Origin of the sequence: Halorubrum rarum, assembly GCF_048380895.1 — an archaeon.
In the GTDB taxonomy this organism is placed as follows: Archaea; Halobacteriota; Halobacteria; order Halobacteriales; family Haloferacaceae; genus Halorubrum.
Map to the genome: position 1 here is coordinate 18,126 of NZ_JBLWMN010000008.1, position 22,367 is coordinate 40,492.

A 22,367-nucleotide genomic window follows, 5' to 3' on the forward strand; every position below is an offset into this window, starting at 1 on the left:
CCCCGCCCCGCACCGCCCCGCCCCGCACCACCCGCACCGCCCCGCCCTGCACCGCACCACCCGAACCGCCCCGCCCCGCCTCGCACCGCCCTCACGCCTCCCCAGCCTCGTCGGACCGGCGCGAGTGCGCCGGTCCTCCTCCCTCGCGGTCGGCTCGCGCCCTTAAAAGGGCGCTCGCCGGCGCGCCGCCGCTTTGTGGACGTATCATAAGGACCATACCCTCTCGCCTCGCGGTAGGAACCAACAGGTGGATCCCGTGACGGAAAAACGCGAATACCGAGACGACTACGACGACAAGACGCTGTACATCCCCGGCCCGACGGAGGTGCGCGAGGACGTGATCGAGGCCATGACGGAGTCGACGTTCGGCCACCGGATGGACCGGATGACCGATCTCTACACCACCATCGTCGAGGACACGAAGGAGTTCCTCGGCACGGACAACGACGTGGTCATCCTCACCGCCTCCGGGACCGAGTTCTGGGAGGCGTCGACGCTGAACCTGGTCGACGAGAACATCCTCGTCCCGACCTGCGGAAGCTTCAGCGAGCGCCACGCCAACGTCGCCGAGCGACTCGGCAAGAACGTCGACCGGCTGGAGTACGAGTGGGGCGACGCCGTCAAGCCCGAGGACGTCCGCGAGGCGCTCGAATCGAGCGACAAACACTACGACGTGGTCGCCACCGTGATGAACGAGTCGTCGACCGGCGTCCGCAATCCCGTCGAGGAGATCGGCGACGTGGTCGCGGAGTATCCGGACACGTACTTCGTCGTCGACGCCGTCTCCGCGCTGGGCGGCGACTACGTCGACATCGACGCACACGACATCGACGTCCTCTTCGCGTCGAGCCAGAAGGCGTTCGCGATGCCGCCGGGACTCGCGGTCTGCGTCGTCAGCGAGGACGCCTACGACCGCGAGGTCGAGAAGGGAACCTCCTCGTGGTACGGCGGCTTCCGGCGCACGATCGACTACTACGACCGGAAGGGCCAGACCCACTCGACGCCCGCCATCCCGATCATGTTGGCGTACCGCAAGCAGATGAAACACATGCTCGACGAGGGACACCGCGCCCGCGACGAGCGCCACCGCGAGATGATGGAGTACGTCCACGACTGGGCCGACGAGCACTTCGCGATGTTCCCCGAGGAGGGCTACGAGTCACAGACGGTCGCCTGCATCGAGAACACGCGAGACATCGACGTCGCGGCCACCATCGAGCAGGTGAGCGAGGAGTACGACATGGCCTTCTCGAACGGCTACGGCTCCCAGCTCGGCGAAGCGACCTTCCGGATCGGCCACATGGGCGAACACACCGTCGAGAGCATCGAGGCGCTCACCGACGCCATCGAGGACGTCGCCGACCTGTAGGCCGGCACAGGCAGATTCACCGAACCGCGATCCGACGGGACAACGCTCTTTGGGACGCGTTCGGAGGATCCGTCCATGGACCCCGACGACCTCCGCACTGCCCTCCATCGGTGGACCGACGAGGAGCTGATCGACGAGTCCACCGCCGACCGCATCCGAGCCTTCGAGGACGTCGAATCGGATCCCGGCGTCGCTGCCGGCTCGACCGCTGACGTCGCTACCGACTCGACCTCCGGTGACGAAGCCCGCGATCTCCTCGAGGACCGCCGGCTCGTCGTCGCGCTCGCGCTGATGGGCGGCGCGCTCGTCGCGGTCGGCGTCGGCACGTTCCTGCTCGAACGGTGGGACTCGATCCCCGTCGCCGTCCGGGCGCTCGTTCTCGTGGCCGTCCCCGTCGGTGCCGGTCTCGGCGGCCATCGACTCGCCGACCGAGCCCCGCGAACCGCTCACGGGCTGTGGCTGCTCGCGGCCCTCTTCGCCGGCGTCACCCTGTTTCAGCTCGCCGACCTCGCGCCGTTCGTCGACGAGACCGGGACGGAGCCGTGGCTCTGGCTGGCGTGGACCACGGTGGCGACCGCGATCGCGCTCGGGATCTGGTCCCGACCGATATCCGCGCTCGGGACGCTGCTCGGGCTGGCGACGCTCGTGGTCGCGCTCGCCCCCGAGAACCCCGTCCTCGTCGTCGGCTTCTACGGCGGCGTCGTCTACGCGGCCGGCCTGATTCTCGGGGACCGAGCCACGGTCGACGGCGACGCGACTCCGGCGAGGTCCCGGATCGCGGCCACGCACCGATGGCTCGGCGGCGGCTTCGCCGTCGTCGCGCTCGCGCTCGCCTCGGTCGCCGGCCAGTCCCCGCGGATCGGCATCGAGGCCGGGACGGTGGCGCTCGGAACCGTCGCGGTCGTCGCCGCGGCGGTCGTCGTCGGGCAGCGGTGGGACGACGGGCGGCCCCGATACGCGACGACGCCCGCCCTCGCCGCTCCGGTCGGTATCGCGGTGGCGTGGACCGTCGGCACGGCGGGGGTCGGCGACGTCGCCGCAGCGCTCGTCGCGCTCGGCTGCCTGCTCGCGCTGCTGCTCGCGCTCGTCGTCGCGGCCGTCGGGCTTCGGGAGGCCGCGTTAGTCAACGTCGCCACGCTCGGGTTCGTTCTCGGGGTGATCGCGTTCCTCGCCGGCCCCGTCGTCGACGTCGTCTCCGGACCGCTCGCGCTGATCGCTGCGGGACTCGTCCTGCTCGGCGTCGGGCTCGCGGCCGAACGCGGACGCCGGGAGGTACTCGCGCGGATCCGGTAGACGTCTCCGAGCGTCGCGAACTCGACCGGTTACGGGTCAGTTCGCGACGTCACCACGCCGACCACGCGGTCATCACCACGCCGACCACGCGGTCAGCGTCTCATCTCGCGCGTACACGCGCTTGAGGTCCTTCGCGTACGCCATGTCGCCGTCGTGGTCGAGCTTTCCGTGCCGGTACTCGGGGGCGTCCTCGCGGATCTGGAGCCCCTCGATCGTGAACTCCTCGTCGCCGAACTCCGCGCTCTCGCCGACCACGAACTCGTAGTCGCCGGGGACGTTGACCCTGAGCGCTCGCGTCCGATCGGCGTCGCCGTCCTTCGGGTGGAGCGTCACGTCGACGCCGACGTTGTCGACCGCGCGGGTCCACAGCGTCTCGACGTCCTCGACGGCCGCCTCCTCGACGCGCTCCTCCGGTCCGACCTCGATGCCGGTGATCCGCACCTGCATCAGCGCGTCGGGGGTGTCGACGACGAACTCGTCGGTCTCGGCGACGTACGTGTCGGCGGGCACCGCCATCTCGGTCGTGAACGAGTCGCCGTCCTGTGAGACGACGATCCGCAGGTCGACGGTCTCCTCCTCCGGGATCTCGGTTTTGTGGGTGTGGTCGCAGTCGGTACACCGGACGGTCGCCTGTCCACCCGGTCGCAACACCTCGTGGACGGTCGGCTCGCCCGGCGAACACGACGGGCAGGCGAGGCCGACTCGGTCTCCTGTTTCGGTCATTACGGCGTCGTACCCGCCGCGCGCGTAAATATCCGCCCCTGTCGTCGGCCGCATGCGGGTGACTGGCGGGGGATACGGCGGCGTGACCCGTCCGCGACTACCGTTGTAAGGAAACTGGTTTATCCGAGTCCGCGGAACGACCCTCCATGATCGTACCCGGATCGAGCTCTCAATCGCTTGCGGCCGCGCTCGCCGACGAGACGGGACGCCCGCTGGCGACGGCGACGTACGACCGCTTCCCGGACGGCGAACGGCTGGCCGCGGTCCCGGAGTTCACGGGCGAGGAGGCGGTCGTCGTCGCGACGACCGACTCCGACGAGGCGTGGGTCGAACTGCTCCAGCTCCAGGACGCCGTCCGCGAGGCGGGTGCCGAGCACGTGACGACGGTCGTCCCCTACATGGGGTACGCGCGACAGGACGAGTCGTTCGGCGACGGCCAGCCGGTCTCCGCGCGCGCGATGGCGAAGGCGGTCTCCACCGGAAGCGACCGGGTCGTTCTCGTGAACCCCCACGAGTCGGCCGTCGCCGACTTCTACACCGTCCCGGCCACCACCGTCGACGCCGCCGGCGTGCTCGCCGATCCCCTCCCCGCGCTCGACGATCCGCTGTTTCTCGCACCGGACGAGGGCGCGATCGGGATCGCAGACACCGTCCGCGAGGCGTACAGTGCGGGCGAGACGGACTACTTCGAGAAACACCGAGACCGCGAGACGGGCGAGATCGAGATCGTCCCCTCGGACGCGCCCGTGGCCGATCGCGACGTCGTCGTCGTCGATGACATCGTCGCCACCGGCTCGACGATGAGCGAGGCGATCGGCGTGTTGACCGATCGCGGAGTGAAACGCGTGTTCGCCGCCTGCGTTCACCCGATGCTGGCCGCGAACGCCACGACGAAGCTGCGGGCCGCGGGCGTCGACCGGATCGTCGGAACCGACACGATCGAGCGCGGCTGTAGCGTCGTCAGCGCCGCGCCCGCGATCGCGGACGCGCTCGACGGGTAACGTCGGGCGTCGCCCACCCCGTCCCGCTACACGATCTTCATCATTCGGGTCTCGAACTTCCCGACGCGCACCTTCACCCAGCCGGCGAGCTCCGCGTCGAGGTCGGGGTCGTCGGTATCGACGCGGAGCGCGCGCACGTCGTCGAGCTTCGCCCGCGAGGCGACGATCGCCACGTCGCACTCGCGGATCACGGCGGGCGACAGCTGCGGGTTCCCGCGCCCGAACACGAACCCCTGTCCGCCGATCGGCGAGACGACGACGACGTTCTCCGCGCCGAGCGCCGCGAGTATCTCCGTCTCCGTCGCGTCCCGGGCCACGACCTCCCCGTCGCGCCAGACGTCGACACCGATCGGCGACGGCTCGAAGCCGAGCTCGGCTTTGATCGCGCCGACCGTCGAGCCCGGCCCGAGCACGTAGGTGACGCCGTCGCCCTCGCGGGAGCGGATGTCGTCGGCCACGCCCTCCGCGAGCGACTCGACGGTCCCCCCGCCGGTCTGTTTCGACGACTGGAGGTTCTCGGCGACGGGGACGTGTGCGACCGCACGCAGTTCGGGATTCACCTCCCCCTCGCGGTACTCGTCCTCGTCGATGTCCATCACCTCGCGACGCTCGGTCCGGGAGAAGGTCGCGACGACCTCAGCGGCGTCCTCCGGTGATACCGCGAACACGGACGAGTACACCTTCACCCCGGCGGGAACCCCGAGCATCGGCGTCCCGGTCCCCTCGATCGCCTCCGCGACGTCCGCGGCCGTCCCGTCGCCGCCGACGAACAGGACGACGTCGACGCCGTCGTCGAGGAACTCGCGGACCACGCGCGTCGTGTGCTCGGCTGTCGTCTCGGAACCCGCCACGGCTCCCGATCCCGCCTCGTCCCCGAACGGATCGACCACGCGGACCGGATCGAACCCCGCCTCGCGAACGAGCCGCTCGCCCATCGGGTCCCGGGCGGTCGAGACGACGGCCTCGGGAGCGACCGACGCGAGTCGGTCGAGCGCGCGCCGCGCCCGGTCCGGTGCCCGTGGCTCCGCGCCGCGCTCGATCGCTTCCCGGACCTTCCCGTCGGTCCCTTTCAACCCGACACGGCCGCCCATCCCGGCGATGGGGTTGACGACGACGCCGACGTGCATACGTGGCCGTTCGACGCCGCTAGGTAAATACTCGCCCGGACTACTCCACGAGTCGCTCGATCTCCGTGACGAGGATCCCGGTCGCGCCGACCTCCTTCAGCTCCGCGATCGCCTCGAACACGTCGCGCTCGTCGACGACGACGTGGACCGCGACCATTCCGTTGCCGTTCTCGTCGGCCTCGACGTCCATCACGGTCTGTCCGCCGAGTCCCGGAATCACGTCTCTCACCGCGTCGAGGTTCGCTTTGGGGGCGTTCATCATGAGGTACCGGCGGCCGTCCGCGGCGAGGACGGACTCGAGTGCGGTCCGGACCTGCTCGACCTTCGGGTCGTCGACGACGTCGGAGCGAGCGAACAATCGGACCGACGAGTCGAGCACGTCGTCGATCACCGCGAGTCGGTTCACCTTGAGGGTGGTCCCCGTGGAGGTGATGTCGACGATGGCGTCGGCCATGTCGACGTGGGGCGTGAGCTCGGTCGCGCCGGTCACGGTGACGATGTCGGCGTCGACGCCGACCCGATCGAAGTACTCGCGAGTGACGTTCGGGAACTCGGTGGCGACGGTCGCGCCCTGTAGGTCCGCGACCGACTCGACGTCGCCGTCCTCGGGCGCGGCGAGCACGAGCCGACACGACCCGTAGTCGAGATCCAACAGATCGACGAGGTCGTCCTCGTCCGCACTTCCCGCGTCGGCGGCGACGCCGCCGGACTCCTCGGCCTGATCGAGGCCCGTGATCCCGAGGTCCGCCGCGCCGTCACGGACGTACTCCGGGATGTCGGCCGCGCGCGCGAACAGGATCGACACGTCGGGATCGACCGTGTCGGCGTACAGCTGTCGGTCGGCGGTGTTCTCGATGTGGAGCCCCGCGCGTTCGAGAAGCGAGAGCGTCGGGTCGTGCAGGCGGCCCTTGTTGGGCACGGCGATTCGCATACGTCGTCCGACGCGCGGCCGGCGGGAAACGTTTTCGTCCGCGGGCGGTCGCCGATACGCGGACCGCGATCAACGGCCGCTCTCCCACGGGTGAGCTCCCTCACGGGTGAGCTCCCTCACGGGTGAGCTCCCTCACGGGCGAGCTCTCGAACCGCTCAGACGCCGGGGACGCCGAACGCACCGATCCCGAGCCGGAACACCGTGTTCACGACGAAGAGGATGGCGAGCGCGGCGGCCCACGCGATCAGGCCGATCTTCGCGGCGGCGACCCAGCCGCCGGGGTATCGCCAGTTGATCACGCCGACCCAGACGACCAGTGCGACGATCGTCCCGATCAGCGGGATCCACGACGTCAGCGCCCACGCGACCGCACCGATCAGCGCCGTGATCACGGCACGACCGTAGTCGTCGACGTCGGCGATCAGCCGGGCGCTCACGTAGATGGCGAGCCCGCCGACCAGCAGTGCGACGAGGAACGCGACGATCGACCCGATGAATGGAACTACCATGTGTTCACCTCTCTCACGAGCCGGGTATAGGTGGTGGTCGACTGCTTCGAGAGGGACCCCTCCACCGACCGAGGCGTCCGCCACGGTTCGAGGCTACGCGACCTGTTCATTGTCCGTGAACGTCACCGTCTCCTCGTTCGCTTCGACCGTCGTGACGATCGTTATCCATCCGTCGTTCCGATCGATCTCCCGTGCGTCCCGGAACGAGAGCTCCACGCGCTCGTCCGTGGTGTACGACTCGTTCGCATCGAGGTCCCCGACGGGTTCGGTCCCCTCCCAGACGATGTCGTCGGGGTCGCTCGCGTCCTCGCCGGCGTAGATCCTGGTGTACACCGTCACGTCCGTCGCGGCGTCGGTCCGCTCGTTGTACAGCGTCGTGGTGACGTCGCGGCAGGTCTGCCCGCACTCCTCGATCTCGTCGATCGTGAACGTGAACGGCGGTTCGTCGGCATCGTCGTCCGAGTTTCCGTCCGAGCTGCCGTCGTCAGAACCGTCGTCGCCAGTACTCCCACCGTACTCGGTACCGGTGGGGAACTCCTCGATCTCGTCGCCGGAGCCACCGCCGGGTGCCGGTCCGACCCCGGTGTACAACGCGGCACCGACGCCGACGAGCAGCACCACGACCGCGGTGACCCCGACGGCGACGTGTTTCCAGTGCATGGTGATCACCGTCGGCGCTCGTGGACGGTCGGCCGGTTACGCGTCCGCATTCTCCTCGCCTCCGTCATCGTCCGCCGCGTTCTCGTCGTCATCGGCGGCCCCATCAGCCGCCCCGTCGCTGGCAAGCAGGTCGTTCAGCGACTCGCCGAGGCTCTCCACCGAACCGTCGAGGAACGACTCGATCGCCTCGTGGGCCTCGTTCACTCGATCCGGTGTCCGCTCCGGAAGCCCGTCGCTCGGACCGACTCCGTTCGCGTTGTCATCGGCGGAATCCGCGCTGTTTTCGGCGGATTCAGCGTCGTCCTCGTCGAGGTCGTCGTCGACATCACCCGGAGCGTTCTCCTCGTGTGCGTCCGTTGCGTTCTCGCTCGCCTGATCGACCGGGCTGGCGGCACCCACCGCCGCCACGCCGCCGATCAGGAACATCGCTGCGACCGCGATCGTGACCAGTCGATTCGTGTTCATCGCGTCCCGTGCTCCGGTCGCCACCTGCATAAGGGGATGAAGCCGTGAACTCGGATCCCGAGGAGTTGCGTTCCCTCAACTCGATTCGTCCCGATTTATCCTCGATTAACTGCATCCGATCGGCCAGCGTTCCGCTCGGGCCCCGCAGTCAGTCGGAGACAACCGGCCGATCGACGCGACACGTCGATCATCGGCGCGGGATCGGCGATCATCGGCGCGGGATCGGCGATCACCGGCGCGGGATCGGCGATGACACGCTCGGAACCGACCGGCTTAATCCCCGCCCGGATCATCGATCCCGTATGACACATCTCCCCGAGTTCGAGGTGATCCCCGCGGTCGACGTCCAGGACGGCGAGGTCGTTCAGCTCGTCGGCGGCGAGCGCGGCACGGGCAAACGGTACGGCGACCCGGTCGAGGCGGCGGAGCGCTGGATCGACGCGGGCGCGTCGACGCTCCACCTCGTCGATCTGGACGGGGCGTTCGAGGGCGAGCGCGTCAACGCGGCCGCCATCGAGGCGGTCGTCGACGCCGTCGACGACGACGTCGGCCTCCAGCTCGGCGGAGGCATCCGCACCGCGGCGGGAGCCCGAGACCTGCTCGATACGGGGCTCGACCGCGTCATCCTCGGCACCGCCGCGGTCGAGACGCCCGAGATCGTCGCCGATATCGACGGCACACATCCCGGAAGCGTCGTCGTCAGCCTCGACGCCAAGGACGGCGAGGTCGTCGTCAGCGGCTGGACCGAAGGGACCGGACTCGACCCCGCCGAGGCCGCGGCACGCTACGAGGAGCTGGGTGCTGGCGCGATCCTCTTCACGAACGTCGACGTGGAGGGTCAACTCGAGGGGATCGACCGCGAGGCCGTCTCGGCCGTGGTCGACGCCGTCGAGATCCCCGTGATCGCCTCCGGCGGCGTCGCGACGGTCGAGGACGTGATCGCTCTCAAGGAGGCGGGTGCCGCCGCGGTCGTCGTCGGAACCGCCCTCTACGAGGGCCGGTTCACGCTTCGAGAGGCGCAGTCGGCGGCGGACGCCGCGGACGGGAGCTGAACCTGGCGGTACGGATCGCACGGGACGAGCGTCACCGACCCGTCGTCACCGACTCGTCATCAGCGAACCGTCGTCACCGACTCGTCATCAGCGAACCGTCGTCACCGACTCGTCATCAGCGAACCGTCGTCACCGGCACGGGCGAGTGCCGGAACACCTTCCGTGCGACGTCGCCGACGACCAACCGCTCGGCCACCGAGCCGCCGTGGGTTCCGATCACGACGGTGTCGTACTCCTCCGCACGACCGATGATCGCACGCGCGGGATTTCCGATCCGCACGTCGGTTTCGATCTCCGTTCCGTACTCGTCGGCGATCTCGCGTGCCGTCGTTAACACGTCTTCGGCGAGCTCCTCGGCGGCCTGCTCGATGTCGTCTTCGAGCGCGAGGCTCGTCGCTTTCCCCCACATCGACGAGGGTTCTCCCACGACGTGGAGCACGGTTATCTCGGCGTCTGGATGCGTTTCGAGGGCGTATCGAAGCGTCCGCTCTCCCATCTCCGATCCGTCCATTGCGACGAGCACGCGGAACACCATGTGTGTCCTCTCGGCCGAACCGGCATAGTCCCTCTGGGCGATCGCTGTCGCTGTCGCCGTCGCTGTCGCCGTCACCGTCGCCGCCGCCGTCGCCGTCGCCGGGGCGCTCCTCCGTCCCGGCCGACGAACGCCGTCGTCGTCGCCGTCGATCAATGCAGTCCGGAGATCTGGGGTGGGCCGATCGCCCGCATCCCCCAGCACTTTATCTATGGCCTCACAAACGTCGGTGGATGGCACCCGACGTTCAACCCGAGACACAACTCGAACGGACGCTCGGGTTCACGGAGGCGCTGATGATCGGCGTCGGAACGATGATCGGGGCGGGGATCTTCGTGTTACCGGGGCCCGCGGCCGGAGCCGCCGGACCGGCGATCGCACTCTCGTTCGTCATCGGCGGCGGGATCGCGCTGTTGACCGCCCTGTCCGCCTCGGAACTGGCGACCGCGATGCCGCGTGCGGGCGGGAGCTACCACTTCATCAACGAGGGACTCGGACCGTTGTTCGGATCGATCGCCGGGTTCGGGAACTGGCTCGGACTCGCGTTCGCGTCCGCGTTCTACGTCATCGGGTTCGGCAGCTACCTCGGACTGCTGTTGGCGGCCGTCGTGCCCCTCCCGTCGCTCGCGCTCGGCCCCCTCACGCTGGAATTCGCACAGATCGGCGGGTTGATCGGGGGCGTGTTGTTCATCGGCATCAACTACGTCTCGACCGAGGAGACGGGAAACCTCCAGAACCTCATCGTACTCGGACTACTCGGGATCCTGGCGGTGTTCGCGCTCCTCGGCGTGGTCGCGGCCGATCTCTCGACGCTCACCCCGTTCACGCCCGAGGGGACCGGTGCGATCCTCCCCGGGACCGCGCTCGTGTTCGTCTCCTATCTCGGCTTCGTGAAGATCACGACCGTCGCCGGCGAGATCAAGGAGCCGTCCCGGAACCTCCCGCGCGCGCTCATCGGGAGCGTCCTGATCGTCACCGTGATGTACGCCGTCATCATGGTTATCGTGCTCGGCGTCGTCGATCGCGGCGACATCGCGGAGTCGGAGACGGCGGTCGCGGACGTGGCGGGGCTGCTGTTCGGACAGTTCTTCGGTGCGGCCGCGGTCGGCGTCGGTCTGCTCACGCTCGCCGGCCTGCTGGCGACCGCCTCCTCGGCGAACGCGTCGATCCTCGCCGCCTCCCGGATCAACTACGCGATGGGCCGTGACGGTCTCGTCTCGCCCACGCTGAACAAGATCCACGACCGGTTCAAAACCCCCACCCGTGCGATCGTCCTGACCGGTGCGTTCATCCTGCTTTTCGTGTTGATCGGCGACGTCGCGGTCCTCGCGAAGGCGGCGAGCGTGCTCCATCTCGTCGTGTACGGGCTCGTGAATATCGCGCTCATCGTCTTTCGAGAGGCCGACGGTGTTGCGTACGACCCGCCGTACCGAGTCCCCCTGTATCCGTGGGTCCCGATCGCGGGAGCGATCACCTCGTTCGGGCTGATCGGCTTTATGGACCCGATCGAGATACTCCTCGGACTCGCGTTCGTCGTGCTCAGTATCGCCTGGTACGTCGTGTACGTCCGGTACCGGACGACGGACGACAGCGCCCTCGCCACGCTTCGCGGCGTCCGGACGGGCGACGAGGTGGAGATGACGCTCGACGGGCCGGACGTCCGACCGACCGAGCGGGCGAACGATCGGGCCGGCGACGACGACTCGACGGGTCCGGGACGTTGATACCCCCGGACGTGCAACCATTACGGAACGACCACCCATGAACGACGATCTCGACGATCCGACCGTGCTCGTCCCGGTGAACGTCGCCGATCCCGTGGAGCCGCCGCCCGCGCTCGTCGAGCTACTCCATCCCCATCACGTCGTCGTGTTGGGGTACTATCCCGTTCCGGATCAGGCGTCGCCCGAGCAGTTCCAGGCCGAGTACGGGGAGGAGGCGGCTGCCGCCGTCGAGGACGTCTCGACGAGCTTCGCCGACGCCGGCGCGACGGTCGAATCGGTCGTCGTGTTCACGCGCGATCGGCGGGCGACTATTGATCGGATCGCGGAGGAGAGCGACTGTCATGCGGTACTCACCGGCGGATCCATCGGGGAGCGACTGGATCGTGTGTTCGTCCCGCTGAAAGGCGACGTGAACCTCGGACGGATCGTCGAGTTCGTCGGTGCGTTGCTCGCCGAGAGCGACGCAACGGTGACGCTGTTCAACGTGGCCGATTCCGACGACGAGGAGGCATCCGGCGAGTTCCTCCTCCGCGGGGCCGCCGACAGACTGGCCGACGACGGGATCACCGAGGACCGGATCGACTGGCGACAGGAGCGATCCGGCTCGCCCGGAGTCGCTATCACCGCCGCGGCGAGCGAGGCGGACCTCGTCGTGGTCGGCGAGTCGGAGCCCTCGCTCCGCGAGCAACTGCTCGGCGACGTCACCGAACGGGTCATCGCCGACTCCGATCGCCCCGTCCTCGTCGTCCGGAACTGAGCCGTCGACGGCGGCGGTCCGAGCGCAATCCCCTTAAGAGCGCCCGTTGAGGGTGACGTATGAGCGATAACGACCGACACGCTGCCGTCTCACGCGAGACGAGCGAGACGGCGATCGACCTCACCCTCGCAATCGACGGCGACGGCGACGGCGAGGTCGACACCGGGATCGGCTTTTTCGACCACATGCTCGAATCGTTCGCGAAACACGGCCTGTTCGATCTCACGGTCCGCTGTGACGGCGACACCCACATCGACGACCACCACACCGTCGAGGACGTCGCCATCTGCCTCGGCGAGGCGTTCGACGAGGCGCTCGGCGACAAACGCGGGATCCGACGTTACGCCGACCGCCGCGTTCCCCTCGACGAGGCGGTCGCGTCCGTCGTCGTCGACGTCGCCGGTCGACCGTACTACGAGTTCGACGGCGAGTTCTCTCAGGATCGGGTCGGCGAGTTCACGAGCGTCATGGCCGATCACTTCGCGCTCTCGCTCGCGCACAACGCGGGACTCACGCTCCACGCCGCCGTCGAGACCGGCGACAACGCCCACCACGAGGTGGAGGCCCTATTTAAGGCACTGGCGCGCGCGCTCGATGACGCGACCCGGATCGACGACCGGCGCAGCGATACGCCGAGCACGAAAGGAGAGCTGTAGCGGTCGGGGACCGTCCGTTCGGCTCGCCTCCGCGCTACTCGACGGCCAGCGGCGAGTCGTCCGGCACGGATACGCCGTGCACTTTCAACAGCGCGTTCGCGCGACGTCGGACCGCCGCGGGTGCCGGCAACGCCTCGTCGTGGCCGGTCTGAACGATGATCCATCCGGTGAGATCGTCGACCGCGCGGTCGCCGCCCAGATCGTGGACCGCGGTGAGGATCGCCTCGTACTCGTCGCGACGCGTCTCGAACCGCGAGGACGGCGGCGTCGGGAGGGATCCACGAGCGCGACGGATCCGACGGAGCGCGTAGTACGGGTTCGCCATGTCCGTGCGATCGGTCGCCGCGGACTTAAAAACGGGCGGGCGCTTCGCCGGCTCTCAGCCGGACGTCGTCTACGGTGCCCGGCTATCGCCGTCGTCGGTCTCGCCGCCGTCGTCGGTCTCGCCGCCGTCGCCGTCCCCGTTGCCCGCGGTCAGTCCGTCGTCCTCCGGGCGGTCCAGCGCCTTCGGGGCGTCGTGGTGATCGGAGTAGCCGTCGAACCACCGCGCGATCCGCTCGATACGATCGACGATGTGGCCCGGCTCCCCCGACCGCGACAGCTCGTGACCCTCCCGCGGGTACCGAACGAACCGCGTCTCGACGCCGTTCTTCCGGAGGATCCGATGGTACAGCTCCGCCGTACCGATCGGCGTTCGGGTGTCGTCCTCGGAGTGGATCAACAGGGTGGGCGTGTCGACGTCGGCCGCGTGGGCGGCCGGCGACTGCTCCCAGAGCAGCCCCGGCTCCTCGGTGGGGACGGTGTCGAAATCGCCCTCGACCAGCTTGTACGCGCCGTCGGTCGAGCCGTACAGTCCCGTGAGGTCGTACACGCCGCGCTGGGCGACGGCCGCCCGGAAGTAGCCCGTCCGCCCGACCGTCCACGCGGTCATGAACCCGCCGAAGGAGCCGCCGGTGACGAAGGCGTTCGACTCGTCGACGTACCCGCGCTCGGCCACCTCGTCGACGCCCGCCATCACGTCTGTCAGCGTGGCTTCACCCCAGTTCCGCTCGATCGCTTGACGGTACGCCTCGCCGTAGCCGGCCGACCCGCGCGGGTTCGACCAGAAGACGACGTAGCCGCGGGCCGCGAGCGTCTGGAACTCGTGCCACATCGTCCCCGACGTCGACCACATCGCGTGCGGCCCGCCGTGGATCTCCACCGCCAACGGGTACTCCTCGCGGTCGTCGCTCTCCCCGTCGGTCTCCCCGCCGCTCGCGGCGTCCGTCGCGTCGAGTTCGGGCGGCGTCAACACCCAGCCGTGGACCTCGCCCTGCTCGGAGTCGAACCACAGCTCCTCCGGCTCGCCGACGCGTCGCTCCGCGAGGTAGTCGGCGTTGAGCTCCGTGAGCCGCCGCTCTTCGTCGCTCCCGGCATCGAACGCGAACACGTCGCCGGGATGGTCCCACTCGCTTCGTGCGACCGCGACGACGACCTCGTCGGGACCGGCACCGGAAGCGCCGACGACGGTTCCGCCCGAAACGGTGCCCGATCGACGGAGCCGGGCCGGGTCTTCGGAGCCGTCGCCCGGGACGGACCACACCGCAGTGGCCCCCTCGTCGGGCGTCGTGAAGTACACCGTCTCGTCGTCGGGGCCCCACTGCGGGGCGATGCCGTAGCCCAGCCCGCGGTCGAGACCGGCGGTGAGATCCGTCACCGTTCCCGTCTCCCGGTCGAGGCAGTGTAGGTCCGTCCCCCGTAACGACGCCTGATCCGGCTCGATGTGCGCGAACGCGATCCGCCCGTCCGCCGTCGCCGCGAGGGGCGTCTCCCACCCGGTCGTGGTGTGGATCCGTTCGGTCGTGTCGCCCGGGCTGTCCGCCGCGAGGTCGTGAGCGTGGATCGCGATCTCGTCGGAGTCGTCCGGGTCGTCGCCGACCGACTCGGTGTAGTACAGGGTGTCGGCGTCGCCGAACGTCGGAGCCCCGAACTCCGCGTCGCGGTCCGTCACGCGGTCGATCGCGGGCTCGTCGTCCGCTCGGACGCCGTCGACGATCGCGTCCGCGTCGACGAGGTAGATCCCCGAGTACCGTCCGTCGAAGTACTCCTGTCCGGACCGGAAGACGGTCCGGTCGACCACCCGTGGGTCGGGATGCTCCTCCGGCTCATACTCGTCGGGAACCGACAGGTCCCGCTCCGCCTCGCGGTCCTCGCGAGTCACGGACTGTACGAACGCGATCCGCTCGCCGTCGGGCGACCACGCGATGTCGGAGACGCCCCCGACGACGTCGGTCACCCGTCGCGCCTCGCCGCCGCCGACCGGGAGCACCCACAGCTGCTGTCGGTCGTCGTCCGCCCCGCGCGTGGAAGCGAACGCGATCCGATCGCCGGAGGGGCTCCAGCGAGGCTCCGCGTCCGTTCCCTCCGCGAGGGTGAGTCGTCGCGGGTCGCCGCCGTCGACGTCGACGAGATACACCGTCGACTCGTACTCCTCCTCGTCGAGCGGCTGTTTCCGCAGGAACGCGACGCGTTCGCCGTCGGGAGAGAGCCGCGGGTCCGCGGGCTTCGCGATGTCGTGGTAATCCGCCGCAGTCACGCGCTTCATATTCGTTTCTCGACCGCCGCACTCAAAAGGCGTCGGGAGGCGGAAGCGAGCGGTCGCGTCTCACTCCCCGCCGTTGTCGAACGCGAGAGTCACGCCGTCGCCGTCGACGGTCGCGCCCGCCGCACACACCGCGTGCTCGAAGTCGGCTCCGAGCACCTCGCTCGCGGCGGCTCCCGCGCCGGTCGCGGAGAGCCCGTACGGCTCCGGGCTGTCCGTCTCGTAAGTGGCGACGATGGTCGGCTCGTCGACGGCCTCGACGAGCAGCGCGTCCCGGCGAACCGTTCCGATCGTCGCCGTCTCCGCGCCGACCACGCCCGCGATCCGCGGCGTGTCGTAGTCGTCCTTCTCGAAGTCGAGCGCGAGCAGCGGCGACGCGAGCGCGTCGCGGACGGGGTACCCGAGCTCCACCTTCTCCGCGATGGGGTCGACGTGCGAGCCGTTGCCGACGACCGCCAGCGACTCGCCCGTCGGCGTCTCGACGCCGCGCGCGCAGTTGTACGAGATGTAGGGGTTGTCCGTCTCGGGCGCGTCCGGCGTCGGTCCGACCGTCAGGGTCCCGTCGCGGTCGAGCACGCGACGGTTCGGGAACGATCGCGAGGAGACGCGGTACGCGCCGATGCCGGGTCCGACGACGACGAAGCGGCCGATGTACATACACGAACGTGGCTATTCGCTCGCTTAAAAGCGCCGATGTACGCACGTTCGTCGGTACGGTGACGCTCACTACCCGTTCCGTCTCCTCGAGGAACGTCATCTGCGAACCGGTGTCAGGGCGGCGACGACGCGCAACGCTTACAAACACCCACGGATTACGGGTGAGTGCACAGTCCATTGGGGTAGTGGCCAATCCTGTTGCCTTCTGGGGGCAACGACCCTGGTTCGAATCCAGGATGGACTATTCTCGTCTCGACGCACTCACACGACCTCGCTGGGTCCGCTGTATCCGCCGCGGGGTCAGTCGCCGTGCGTTCCGCCGCCGCTTTCCTCGGCACGTTCATTCCCGTGCCCGGTAGCTCTCCGCCTCGCCGTTTCTACTGGAACTTTATCGCCGTTCAGTCATGCGATTTCCACCAGAACAAAGGGGGTCGTGATCGCTCACGAAAACGGGCGATATCGTTCTCGAACTCCCGACGCTTCCGTCACGACGGCGGCGTCATCTTATCAGTGATGCGGCATGATACGATCACGTGACCCGACTCGAACATCGGCACACGATCCGGTTCGGATGGACTCGCGAGGGGAGAATCGATGACTTCTGACGATCCCGAGGACGGGGCTTCGCACGCGCCCGACGACACCTCGGCCTCCCCGGAGGATGACCTCGTCCCCTCGGCCTCCCCGCAGGATGGTCTCGTCCGTATCGAACGCCACCTCGGGTCCGCCCTCGACGCCGTCGAGGACGAGCGGGGGCGGTACCACGTTCGGCAGGCGCTCCAGTTGGTGGCCGCCGAACGCGAACGCGGGGACGGATCACTTCTCGACGTCGAGTAGCGCGACCCGCTCGCACACGACGTCCGGCAGGTCGCCGTCGGTCGCGGCGAGCTCCCGATCGGTGACGCCGTAGCGCTCCCGGACGGCCGTCTCGTCGAACGCGCCGAGCGTCTTTCCGGGTGCCACGAGCTCGCTCACCGCCGCGACCGCCGCGTCGAGGTCGGCCGTCGGACGCCCCGCGCCCGACACCGCACCGAAGTCGGCGACGACCGCGACGATCGGGACCTCGCCCTCCGAGACGCCGAGGGCGAGCGCGCGATCGATCTGTCGGCGACCGGCCGCATACAGCAGCACCTCGACGGCCGGATCGCGGGCGACCGCCTCGCCTCTCGCGATCGCTCGCGCGGCGAGTCGGGTCGCGCGGCGGAGCTGTGCCGCGGAGACGACGAGGTCGGCGTCGAACGCCTGCACGACCGCTCCCGTCTCCTCGCCGATCGAGCGGATCGCCTCGAGGAAGCGGTCGAGATCGTCGATCGACGCCGTCCCTTCGACCAGTCGGATCTCGGGCTCGGGGGCGTCGTCGACCCGATCCGGTCGCCCCTCGTCCGTCCCGCCGCTCACTGGAAATCACCGAGGCTCGCCTGCCCCTCGCCGTCGTCGCCGTCGGATCCCGCGGTCGCGGCCGCGGAGGCCGACCGATCGGATCGAACCCCCTCCATCGACGGGTCCTCCCGACCGGCGTTCTCCAGTACTCGTTCCGCGGTTCGCTCCCGGCCGCGGAGCGCGCCGAGGACGACGCCCTTCTCCGCCTCGCGGAGGTCGGCGCGGCTCTCGACGCCCGCCTCGTACAGTCGCCTGGCACGCTTCCGACCGACGTTGCGGACGCCCGCCAGATCCAGTAGCTCCTCGCGAACGCCGTACTCGACCCGCTTGCGCGCCTCCCGAACGGCGAGGACCGCGTCGCCGTCGACGCCGTCCACGTCGCTGGCGAGCGTCTCGGTCGCGCGGAGCAGCCACTCCGCGGTGTCGACCTTGCCGCGGATGTCCCCCGGCCCGACGCCGTATCGCTCGGTCATCCGGTCCTCGTCGACCTCGCTCGCCCAGTCCTCCAGCAGTCGAGCGGTTTTCAGCGCCGCGAGCCAGTCCTCGAAGCGCACGTCCTCGTACTCCGAGGGAGCGTCACCGAGGAGCTCCGCCTCGCGTTCGTAGTAGATCTCCTCGTACGTCTCGCGGTCCCCCGACTTCAAGTAGAGCTGGTACATGTCCGGCGTCCGACACACGAGGTGATACAGGCCGAGCGGGGTGATCTCGGGACCGGAGTCGGTGTCGGCGTCGCTCCTGCCGTCTCCGTCACGCTCGCCGCCTCCGTCCTCCTCGTTGTCTCCGTCGCCCTCGCCGCCTTCCCCCTCATCGTCCACACGGCTGTACGTTCCGAAGGCCGGCTCCTCGTCGTCCTCCGCCGTTCCCGCGGAGAGCGCGTACGCTCCCGCCGCATCGCCCGTGTCGTCGGTCGTCGCGCACGCGTCACGAAGCCCGTCGAGGACCGTCGCGGCGCTCATCGGATCGAGGTAGAGCCGGGAGACGGTGTGGCCGATCCCGGTCGCGGCGAGGCGCTCGACGCCGCCGTCGCGCTCGCGATCGATGAAGCCGTTGACGACGAGGTAGTCGACGACGGCGTCGGTAACCGCCGCGAGACGTCCCTCGTCGTCCGTCTGGGTCGCGTAGAGGGTGTTGTCGAGGAACTCCAACAGCCCCTCGCGGGTGGCGGCGAACCCCGAGGCGACCGTCGCGAGCACGTGCGTCCGGAGCGCGGGCTCGGCGGCGAGTTTCGATCGGACCGGCTCCGCGTCCGCCCAGACGTATCGGTCGAACAGCTCGTCCATCGTGTCCGCGTCCGTCGCGAGGAGGACGGCCTCCCCGTACGGATCGAGTCCGGGTCGCCCCGCCCGGCCGCACATCTGGTGGACTTCCAGGACGTCGAGCGGTTTCATCCCGCCGAAGTCGCCGTCGTACCGCCGCCAGTCCCGGACGATCACTCGTCGAGCGGGCGTGTTGACGCCGGCCGCGAGCGTCGGCGTCGCACAGACCACCTTGATCAGCCGGTCGCGGAACGCGTCCTCGACGAGGCTCCGGTGTTCGCTCGCGAGCCCCGCGTGATGGAACGCCGCGCCCGCTTCGACGGCCGACGCGAGGTCCTCGGACGTCTCCGTGTCCGAGACGTCCCGCAGGTCCCCGGCGAGCTCGCGGAGCCGGTCTCGCTCGTCGGTCGTGAGTCTGGGGCCCGTCACGCCCGTCAGCTTCCGGGCCGCGCTCTCGGCGTTCCGGCGGGAGTTGACGAACACGAGCGAGGAGCCGCCCTGCCCGTCCTCCTCGGTGTCGAGGGCGTCGCCGACGAGCGCCGCGGTTTGGTCCTCGCCGCTCCCGACCGGAACCTCCGTTTGGGACCCGTCGTCGAAGTTGATCGCGCTGCCGTAGTGAACGCCCATCCTGAGATCGATCGGTCGCCAGTCGGACTCGACGAGTTCGGCGTCGAGCCAGTCGGCGATGGTCGCGGCGTTGCCGACGGTCGCCGAGAGCGCGACCGTCTGGAGGCCGGGGTTCAGCCGGCGGAGCTTCGCGAGCGTGACCTCGAGCGTCGGTCCCCGCCCGGCGTCGTCGACGAGGTGCACCTCGTCCGAGACGACGCACGTCAGATCGTCGATCCACGGCGCGCCGTTCCGAACGAGCGAGTCGACCTTCTCGGAGGTGGCGACGATGACGTCGCGGGTCGCGAGCCACTCGCCGTCCGAGTCGTAGTTTCCCGTCGAAACGCCGACGGTGACGCCGAACTCCTCGAAGCGCTCGAACTCCGTCTTCTTCTCCGAGGCGAGCGCGCGGAGCGGGACGATGTAGAGGGCCTTCCCGCCCCGCTCGACCGCGGAGAGCATGGCGAGCTCGGCGATGAGCGTCTTCCCCGACGCGGTGGGGACCGCCGCGACGAGGCTCTCACCGTCGACGACGCCCGCGTCGACGGCCGCCTCCTGGGGCGGATACAGATCGGTGACGCCCTCCGCTTCGAGCGCTTCGCCGACGCCCGCGGGAAGTCCGGAGAGCGAACTCGGTTGCATTACCTCCCCTTGATCCCCGATCCGGTTTAAAACGTCGGAACGCGCGGGCTCACACCGTGTCGTCGGGGTCGTGTTCGTCGGCCATCCGCGACGCCTCCGTGGCGAATCGCTCGACGTTCTCGGATGCGGTCTCGCCCAGTGCGTCGTCGCCGACGTCGCGCGCGGCGGTGATCCCGTTCCCCGTGAACAGTCGCTGCTCGGCCAGTTCCTTCGTGTGGACCCGCGTCCCGTCCGTCGTCGCGTAGGTCAGCCGGACGAGCCCCTTCGAGTCGAACTCCCGATCGACGAGCCAGACTTCGGTCATCGTGACGGACTCCGCGCCTCGCAGTGGTAAAAGGGCCGGTCCGCAGCGGACTGGCACGCCGCGGGCCGGCGGTCGGTCGAGCCACCGCCTGCGTCCGGCTCTCGCGGCGACCGTCTCCGACGGGTCGCCACGGCTTTGTACCCGCTTGTCGTACGCCGCTGTATGCGTGTGAAGTTCGATCGCGACACCTGCATCGGGATGTTCCAGTGTGTCGCCGAGTGGGACGGGTTCGAGCGGGACGAGGACGCCGGGAAGGCGGTTCTCCTCGAGAGCGAGGCGGAGGACGACGACGTCTTCGTCGTCGAGGTACCGGACGGGGAGGAGTACGACGCGACGTTCGCCGCACGGGTGTGCCCGGTCGACGCGATCGAGGTGTACGAGGACGGCGAACAGGTCGTGTAGGTCGATCCGACGCACGGGGTCGACCCGCGCCTACCGGGTGACTACTCCCCCTTACACTATAAATAGTGATGGAGCCTGTGGTCGAGACGTACGATGGCAGCTCCGCTCTCACCTTCGGCGGTACGGGACGCGATCGACTCCAGCGATCCGGTCGCGATACTCGACGTTCGACAGTCGCTCGACTACGTCAACGGGAACGTCATGGAGAGCACGTGGGTCCCGCGAAGCGACCTCGAACGCCGACTTCCGGTGCTGGTTCCGAACCGCTCGACGCCGATCGTCCTCTGTGACGATCGCGGCGAGCGCGCCCCGCTCGACGCGCACTGGATCGAGTCGCTCGGCTACGACCGCGTCGACTATCTGGACGGCGGGATCGCGGCGTGGCGGGACGCCGGGATGGACCTCGTGGAGGCGGTCGACGGCGTCCACGCGACGGCGTTCGGCTACGAGAGCAAGGAGTTCGGCGAACGGGTCGAGGTGTCACGGGACCTCCCGAAGCTGGACCCCGACGAGGTGGCGGAGCGGCGGGAGGACCTCACCGTCGTCGACGTGCGGAACCCTCCCGAGTACGAGCGGTACGGGACGATCCCCGGGTCGATCAACGTCGAGGGCGTCGACCTCGCGTTGTACGCCGACGAGCTCCGGGACGACGAACCGCTGGTCGTCCACTGTGCCGGTCGAACGCGGAGCATCATCGGTACTGCGACCCTCCAGGCGCTCGGGATCGAGGACGTGTACGAGCTGGAAAACGGGACGATGGGCTGGGAACTCGCGGGCCACGAACTGGAGGCGGGTCCCGGTCAACCGGACGCCGTCGACGTCGACTCCGACCGACATCGTCGTCTCCGGTCGTCCGTCGAGGAACTCCTGCAGGGATCGGACGCGTCGTACCTCTCTCCGACCGAACTGGCGGCGCTCCGCGCCGAGACCGACGACGGACGGACGACGTATCTCTTCGACGTACGGACCGAACCGGAGTTCGAGACGGGACACATCCCCGGGGCGCGCTCCGTCGCCGGCGGACAGCTCATCCAGACCGCCGGCCGACACATCGCCGTCCGGGACGCGGCGATCGTCCTCGTCTCGGAGACGCACGTCCGGTCGTCGATAACCGCGTACTGGCTCGCCGAGATGGGGTATCAGAACGTCCACGTGCTTCGTGGCGGGACCACCGCCTGGGCGGACGCCGGCTCCGACCTCGTCGAGGGGGCCGAGACGATCGAACCGATCGGCAGCGATCGGGTCGCAGCGGCGGTCACGACCGTCTCCCCGGACGACCTCGCCGACCTGCGTGACACCGATCGACCGACGGTTCTCGACGTCGGCGCACGCGAGCCGTACGCGGACGGTCACGTGCCCGGCGCGGCGTGGGCACCCCGCTCCGAGATCGAGTCCGCCATCGCCGCCGAACACGAGGACGGCGGGACGCTGGTGCTGACGTGCGAGTCGGGCGAGACGTCCGCGTTCGCGGCGGCACAACTCGAGCACTGCCGAGCCTCGGCCGAGGGACTGCGGGGTGACGCGTGCGATGCCGTCGCGTCGGTCGAATCGCTCGCGGACGACGTCACGATCGTCGTTCTCGAGGGGGGCGTGGCGGCATGGCGGGGCTCCGGGCACGACGTCGAGACGGGGGACGGACGAACGGTGATCGAGCCACACGAGGCGGTACGGAAGCCGTACGCACAGGGAACACGGGAGATGAAGCGGTATCTGGAGTGGGAAGAGAACCTCGTCGAATGA

The 22,367-nt window shown here is 69.2% G+C and carries 23 protein-coding genes and 1 tRNA gene; 11 read left to right on the plus strand and 13 right to left on the minus strand.

What is annotated here, in order from left to right; all coding sequences use genetic code 11:
* The first annotated feature begins 256 nt into the window (after positions 1–256).
* Together ACNSN7_RS08045 and ACNSN7_RS08050 are read left to right on the plus strand one after the other, a co-directional pair.
* Positions 257–1,369 (plus strand): pyridoxal-phosphate-dependent aminotransferase family protein, encoded by a 1,113-nt coding sequence (locus ACNSN7_RS08045; RefSeq protein ID WP_418281764.1) that lies wholly within the window; start codon positions 257–259, stop codon positions 1,367–1,369.
* Positions 1,370–1,444: 75 nt separating this feature from the next.
* Complete coding sequence (locus ACNSN7_RS08050) at positions 1,445–2,662, plus strand: DUF2157 domain-containing protein (protein WP_418281765.1); 1,218 nt, start codon at positions 1,445–1,447, stop codon at positions 2,660–2,662.
* A gap of 72 nt (positions 2,663–2,734) precedes the next feature.
* Here the strand turns inward: ACNSN7_RS08050 and ACNSN7_RS08055 are convergent, their stop codons facing one another.
* The gene (locus ACNSN7_RS08055; RefSeq protein ID WP_418281766.1) at positions 2,735–3,385 is read right to left on the minus strand and encodes an HVO_0476 family zinc finger protein; all 651 of its coding nucleotides are present in this window, start codon (positions 3,383–3,385) and stop codon (positions 2,735–2,737) included.
* 146 nt (positions 3,386–3,531) lie between these two features.
* On the opposite strand from ACNSN7_RS08055, the gene prs reads away from it, so the two are divergent.
* On the plus strand, positions 3,532–4,386 hold the full coding sequence (gene prs, locus ACNSN7_RS08060; RefSeq protein ID WP_418281767.1) for a ribose-phosphate diphosphokinase: 855 nt from the start codon (positions 3,532–3,534) through the stop codon (positions 4,384–4,386).
* A 26-nt stretch (positions 4,387–4,412) separates the two neighbouring features.
* On the opposite strand, the gene ACNSN7_RS08065 is transcribed toward prs, so the two are convergent.
* The 5 genes from ACNSN7_RS08065 to ACNSN7_RS08085 form a co-directional block, all read right to left on the minus strand.
* Positions 4,413–5,513 (minus strand): ATP-NAD kinase family protein, encoded by a 1,101-nt coding sequence (locus tag ACNSN7_RS08065; protein ID WP_418281768.1) that lies wholly within the window; start codon positions 5,511–5,513, stop codon positions 4,413–4,415.
* A 40-nt stretch (positions 5,514–5,553) separates the two neighbouring features.
* On the minus strand, positions 5,554–6,444 hold the full coding sequence (gene hisG, locus ACNSN7_RS08070) for an ATP phosphoribosyltransferase (protein ID WP_418281769.1): 891 nt from the start codon (positions 6,442–6,444) through the stop codon (positions 5,554–5,556).
* Between the two features lie 155 nt (positions 6,445–6,599).
* Entirely contained in the window at positions 6,600–6,953 is a 354-nt protein-coding gene (locus ACNSN7_RS08075) for a hypothetical protein (protein ID WP_418281770.1), read from the minus strand.
* 93 nt (positions 6,954–7,046) lie between these two features.
* Positions 7,047–7,613, minus strand: a complete 567-nt coding sequence (locus tag ACNSN7_RS08080) for a hypothetical protein (protein WP_418281771.1) — start codon at positions 7,611–7,613, stop codon at positions 7,047–7,049.
* A gap of 36 nt (positions 7,614–7,649) precedes the next feature.
* Positions 7,650–8,078 (minus strand): hypothetical protein, encoded by a 429-nt coding sequence (locus ACNSN7_RS08085; protein WP_418281772.1) that lies wholly within the window; start codon positions 8,076–8,078, stop codon positions 7,650–7,652.
* 302 nt (positions 8,079–8,380) lie between these two features.
* Here ACNSN7_RS08085 and hisA point away from each other — a divergent pair, with 302 nt between their 5' ends.
* Entirely contained in the window at positions 8,381–9,130 is a 750-nt protein-coding gene (gene hisA, locus ACNSN7_RS08090) for a 1-(5-phosphoribosyl)-5-[(5-phosphoribosylamino)methylideneamino]imidazole-4-carboxamide isomerase (protein WP_418281773.1), read from the plus strand.
* Positions 9,131–9,245: 115 nt separating this feature from the next.
* On the opposite strand, the gene ACNSN7_RS08095 is transcribed toward hisA, so the two are convergent.
* Positions 9,246–9,665, minus strand: a complete 420-nt coding sequence (locus ACNSN7_RS08095) for a universal stress protein (protein WP_418281774.1) — start codon at positions 9,663–9,665, stop codon at positions 9,246–9,248.
* Positions 9,666–9,895: 230 nt separating this feature from the next.
* Between ACNSN7_RS08095 and ACNSN7_RS08100 the strand changes: the two genes are divergently transcribed.
* The 3 genes from ACNSN7_RS08100 to hisB are packed head-to-tail and all read left to right on the plus strand — an operon-like array spanning position 9,896 to position 12,799.
* Positions 9,896–11,386 carry an APC family permease gene (locus tag ACNSN7_RS08100; protein WP_418281775.1) on the plus strand — a complete coding sequence of 497 codons (1,491 nt, stop codon included), beginning with the start codon at positions 9,896–9,898 and terminating at the stop codon, positions 11,384–11,386.
* Between the two features lie 37 nt (positions 11,387–11,423).
* Positions 11,424–12,143, plus strand: a complete 720-nt coding sequence (locus ACNSN7_RS08105) for a universal stress protein (RefSeq protein WP_418281776.1) — start codon at positions 11,424–11,426, stop codon at positions 12,141–12,143.
* Positions 12,144–12,202: 59 nt separating this feature from the next.
* Positions 12,203–12,799, plus strand: coding sequence for an imidazoleglycerol-phosphate dehydratase HisB (hisB, locus tag ACNSN7_RS08110; protein WP_418281777.1), 597 nt, complete (start codon positions 12,203–12,205; stop codon positions 12,797–12,799).
* 34 nt (positions 12,800–12,833) lie between these two features.
* On the opposite strand, the gene ACNSN7_RS08115 is transcribed toward hisB, so the two are convergent.
* The 3 genes from ACNSN7_RS08115 to ACNSN7_RS08125 form a co-directional block, all read right to left on the minus strand.
* Positions 12,834–13,124: a hypothetical protein gene (locus ACNSN7_RS08115; RefSeq protein WP_418281778.1), complete on the minus strand. Its 291-nt coding sequence runs from the start codon at positions 13,122–13,124 to the stop codon at positions 12,834–12,836.
* Positions 13,125–13,193: 69 nt separating this feature from the next.
* Positions 13,194–15,383, minus strand: a complete 2,190-nt coding sequence (locus ACNSN7_RS08120; RefSeq protein WP_418281779.1) for a S9 family peptidase — start codon at positions 15,381–15,383, stop codon at positions 13,194–13,196.
* Between the two features lie 60 nt (positions 15,384–15,443).
* The gene (locus tag ACNSN7_RS08125; RefSeq protein WP_418281780.1) at positions 15,444–16,037 is read right to left on the minus strand and encodes an IMP cyclohydrolase; all 594 of its coding nucleotides are present in this window, start codon (positions 16,035–16,037) and stop codon (positions 15,444–15,446) included.
* 171 nt (positions 16,038–16,208) lie between these two features.
* Here ACNSN7_RS08125 and ACNSN7_RS08130 point away from each other — a divergent pair.
* Positions 16,209–16,281 (plus strand) — tRNA-Gln (locus ACNSN7_RS08130).
* 350 nt (positions 16,282–16,631) lie between these two features.
* Positions 16,632–16,874, plus strand: a complete 243-nt coding sequence (locus ACNSN7_RS08135) for a hypothetical protein (RefSeq protein WP_418281781.1) — start codon at positions 16,632–16,634, stop codon at positions 16,872–16,874.
* On the opposite strand, the gene cgi121 is transcribed toward ACNSN7_RS08135, so the two are convergent.
* From cgi121 to ACNSN7_RS08150, 3 genes are read right to left on the minus strand one after another with little or no spacing between them, the layout of a single operon-like run.
* Positions 16,854–17,435, minus strand: coding sequence for a KEOPS complex subunit Cgi121 (gene cgi121, locus ACNSN7_RS08140; protein WP_418281782.1), 582 nt, complete (start codon positions 17,433–17,435; stop codon positions 16,854–16,856). The genes ACNSN7_RS08135 and cgi121 overlap by 21 nt on opposite strands.
* Complete coding sequence (locus ACNSN7_RS08145; protein ID WP_418281783.1) at positions 17,432–19,921, minus strand: ATP-dependent DNA helicase; 2,490 nt, start codon at positions 19,919–19,921, stop codon at positions 17,432–17,434. The genes cgi121 and ACNSN7_RS08145 overlap by 4 nt, the downstream gene beginning before the upstream one ends.
* 49 nt (positions 19,922–19,970) lie before the next feature.
* Complete coding sequence (locus ACNSN7_RS08150) at positions 19,971–20,225, minus strand: DUF7967 family protein (RefSeq protein WP_418281784.1); 255 nt, start codon at positions 20,223–20,225, stop codon at positions 19,971–19,973.
* 162 nt (positions 20,226–20,387) lie between these two features.
* Here ACNSN7_RS08150 and ACNSN7_RS08155 point away from each other — a divergent pair, with 162 nt between their 5' ends.
* Both ACNSN7_RS08155 and ACNSN7_RS08160 read left to right on the plus strand, forming a co-directional pair.
* Positions 20,388–20,627, plus strand: a complete 240-nt coding sequence (locus ACNSN7_RS08155; RefSeq protein WP_418281785.1) for a ferredoxin — start codon at positions 20,388–20,390, stop codon at positions 20,625–20,627.
* A gap of 93 nt (positions 20,628–20,720) precedes the next feature.
* Entirely contained in the window at positions 20,721–22,367 is a 1,647-nt protein-coding gene (locus ACNSN7_RS08160; protein ID WP_418281786.1) for a rhodanese-like domain-containing protein, read from the plus strand.

Coding starts and splice junctions, on each gene's coding strand:
- ACNSN7_RS08050 (WP_418281765.1), top strand. CDS start 1,445: ATGGACCCCGACGACCTCCGCACTGCCCTCCATCGGTGGACCGACGAG.
- ACNSN7_RS08055 (WP_418281766.1), bottom strand. CDS start 3,385: ATGACCGAAACAGGAGACCGAGTCGGCCTCGCCTGCCCGTCGTGTTCG.
- prs (WP_418281767.1), top strand. CDS start 3,532: ATGATCGTACCCGGATCGAGCTCTCAATCGCTTGCGGCCGCGCTCGCC.
- ACNSN7_RS08065 (WP_418281768.1), bottom strand. CDS start 5,513: ATGCACGTCGGCGTCGTCGTCAACCCCATCGCCGGGATGGGCGGCCGT.
- hisG (WP_418281769.1), bottom strand. CDS start 6,444: ATGCGAATCGCCGTGCCCAACAAGGGCCGCCTGCACGACCCGACGCTC.
- ACNSN7_RS08075 (WP_418281770.1), bottom strand. CDS start 6,953: ATGGTAGTTCCATTCATCGGGTCGATCGTCGCGTTCCTCGTCGCACTG.
- ACNSN7_RS08080 (WP_418281771.1), bottom strand. CDS start 7,613: ATGCACTGGAAACACGTCGCCGTCGGGGTCACCGCGGTCGTGGTGCTG.
- ACNSN7_RS08085 (WP_418281772.1), bottom strand. CDS start 8,078: ATGAACACGAATCGACTGGTCACGATCGCGGTCGCAGCGATGTTCCTG.
- hisA (WP_418281773.1), top strand. CDS start 8,381: ATGACACATCTCCCCGAGTTCGAGGTGATCCCCGCGGTCGACGTCCAG.
- ACNSN7_RS08095 (WP_418281774.1), bottom strand. CDS start 9,665: ATGGTGTTCCGCGTGCTCGTCGCAATGGACGGATCGGAGATGGGAGAG.
- ACNSN7_RS08100 (WP_418281775.1), top strand. CDS start 9,896: ATGGCACCCGACGTTCAACCCGAGACACAACTCGAACGGACGCTCGGG.
- ACNSN7_RS08105 (WP_418281776.1), top strand. CDS start 11,424: ATGAACGACGATCTCGACGATCCGACCGTGCTCGTCCCGGTGAACGTC.
- hisB (WP_418281777.1), top strand. CDS start 12,203: ATGAGCGATAACGACCGACACGCTGCCGTCTCACGCGAGACGAGCGAG.
- ACNSN7_RS08115 (WP_418281778.1), bottom strand. CDS start 13,124: ATGGCGAACCCGTACTACGCGCTCCGTCGGATCCGTCGCGCTCGTGGA.
- ACNSN7_RS08120 (WP_418281779.1), bottom strand. CDS start 15,383: ATGAAGCGCGTGACTGCGGCGGATTACCACGACATCGCGAAGCCCGCG.
- ACNSN7_RS08125 (WP_418281780.1), bottom strand. CDS start 16,037: ATGTACATCGGCCGCTTCGTCGTCGTCGGACCCGGCATCGGCGCGTAC.
- ACNSN7_RS08135 (WP_418281781.1), top strand. CDS start 16,632: ATGACTTCTGACGATCCCGAGGACGGGGCTTCGCACGCGCCCGACGAC.
- ACNSN7_RS08145 (WP_418281783.1), bottom strand. CDS start 19,921: ATGCAACCGAGTTCGCTCTCCGGACTTCCCGCGGGCGTCGGCGAAGCG.
- ACNSN7_RS08150 (WP_418281784.1), bottom strand. CDS start 20,225: ATGACCGAAGTCTGGCTCGTCGATCGGGAGTTCGACTCGAAGGGGCTC.
- ACNSN7_RS08155 (WP_418281785.1), top strand. CDS start 20,388: ATGCGTGTGAAGTTCGATCGCGACACCTGCATCGGGATGTTCCAGTGT.
- ACNSN7_RS08160 (WP_418281786.1), top strand. CDS start 20,721: ATGGCAGCTCCGCTCTCACCTTCGGCGGTACGGGACGCGATCGACTCC.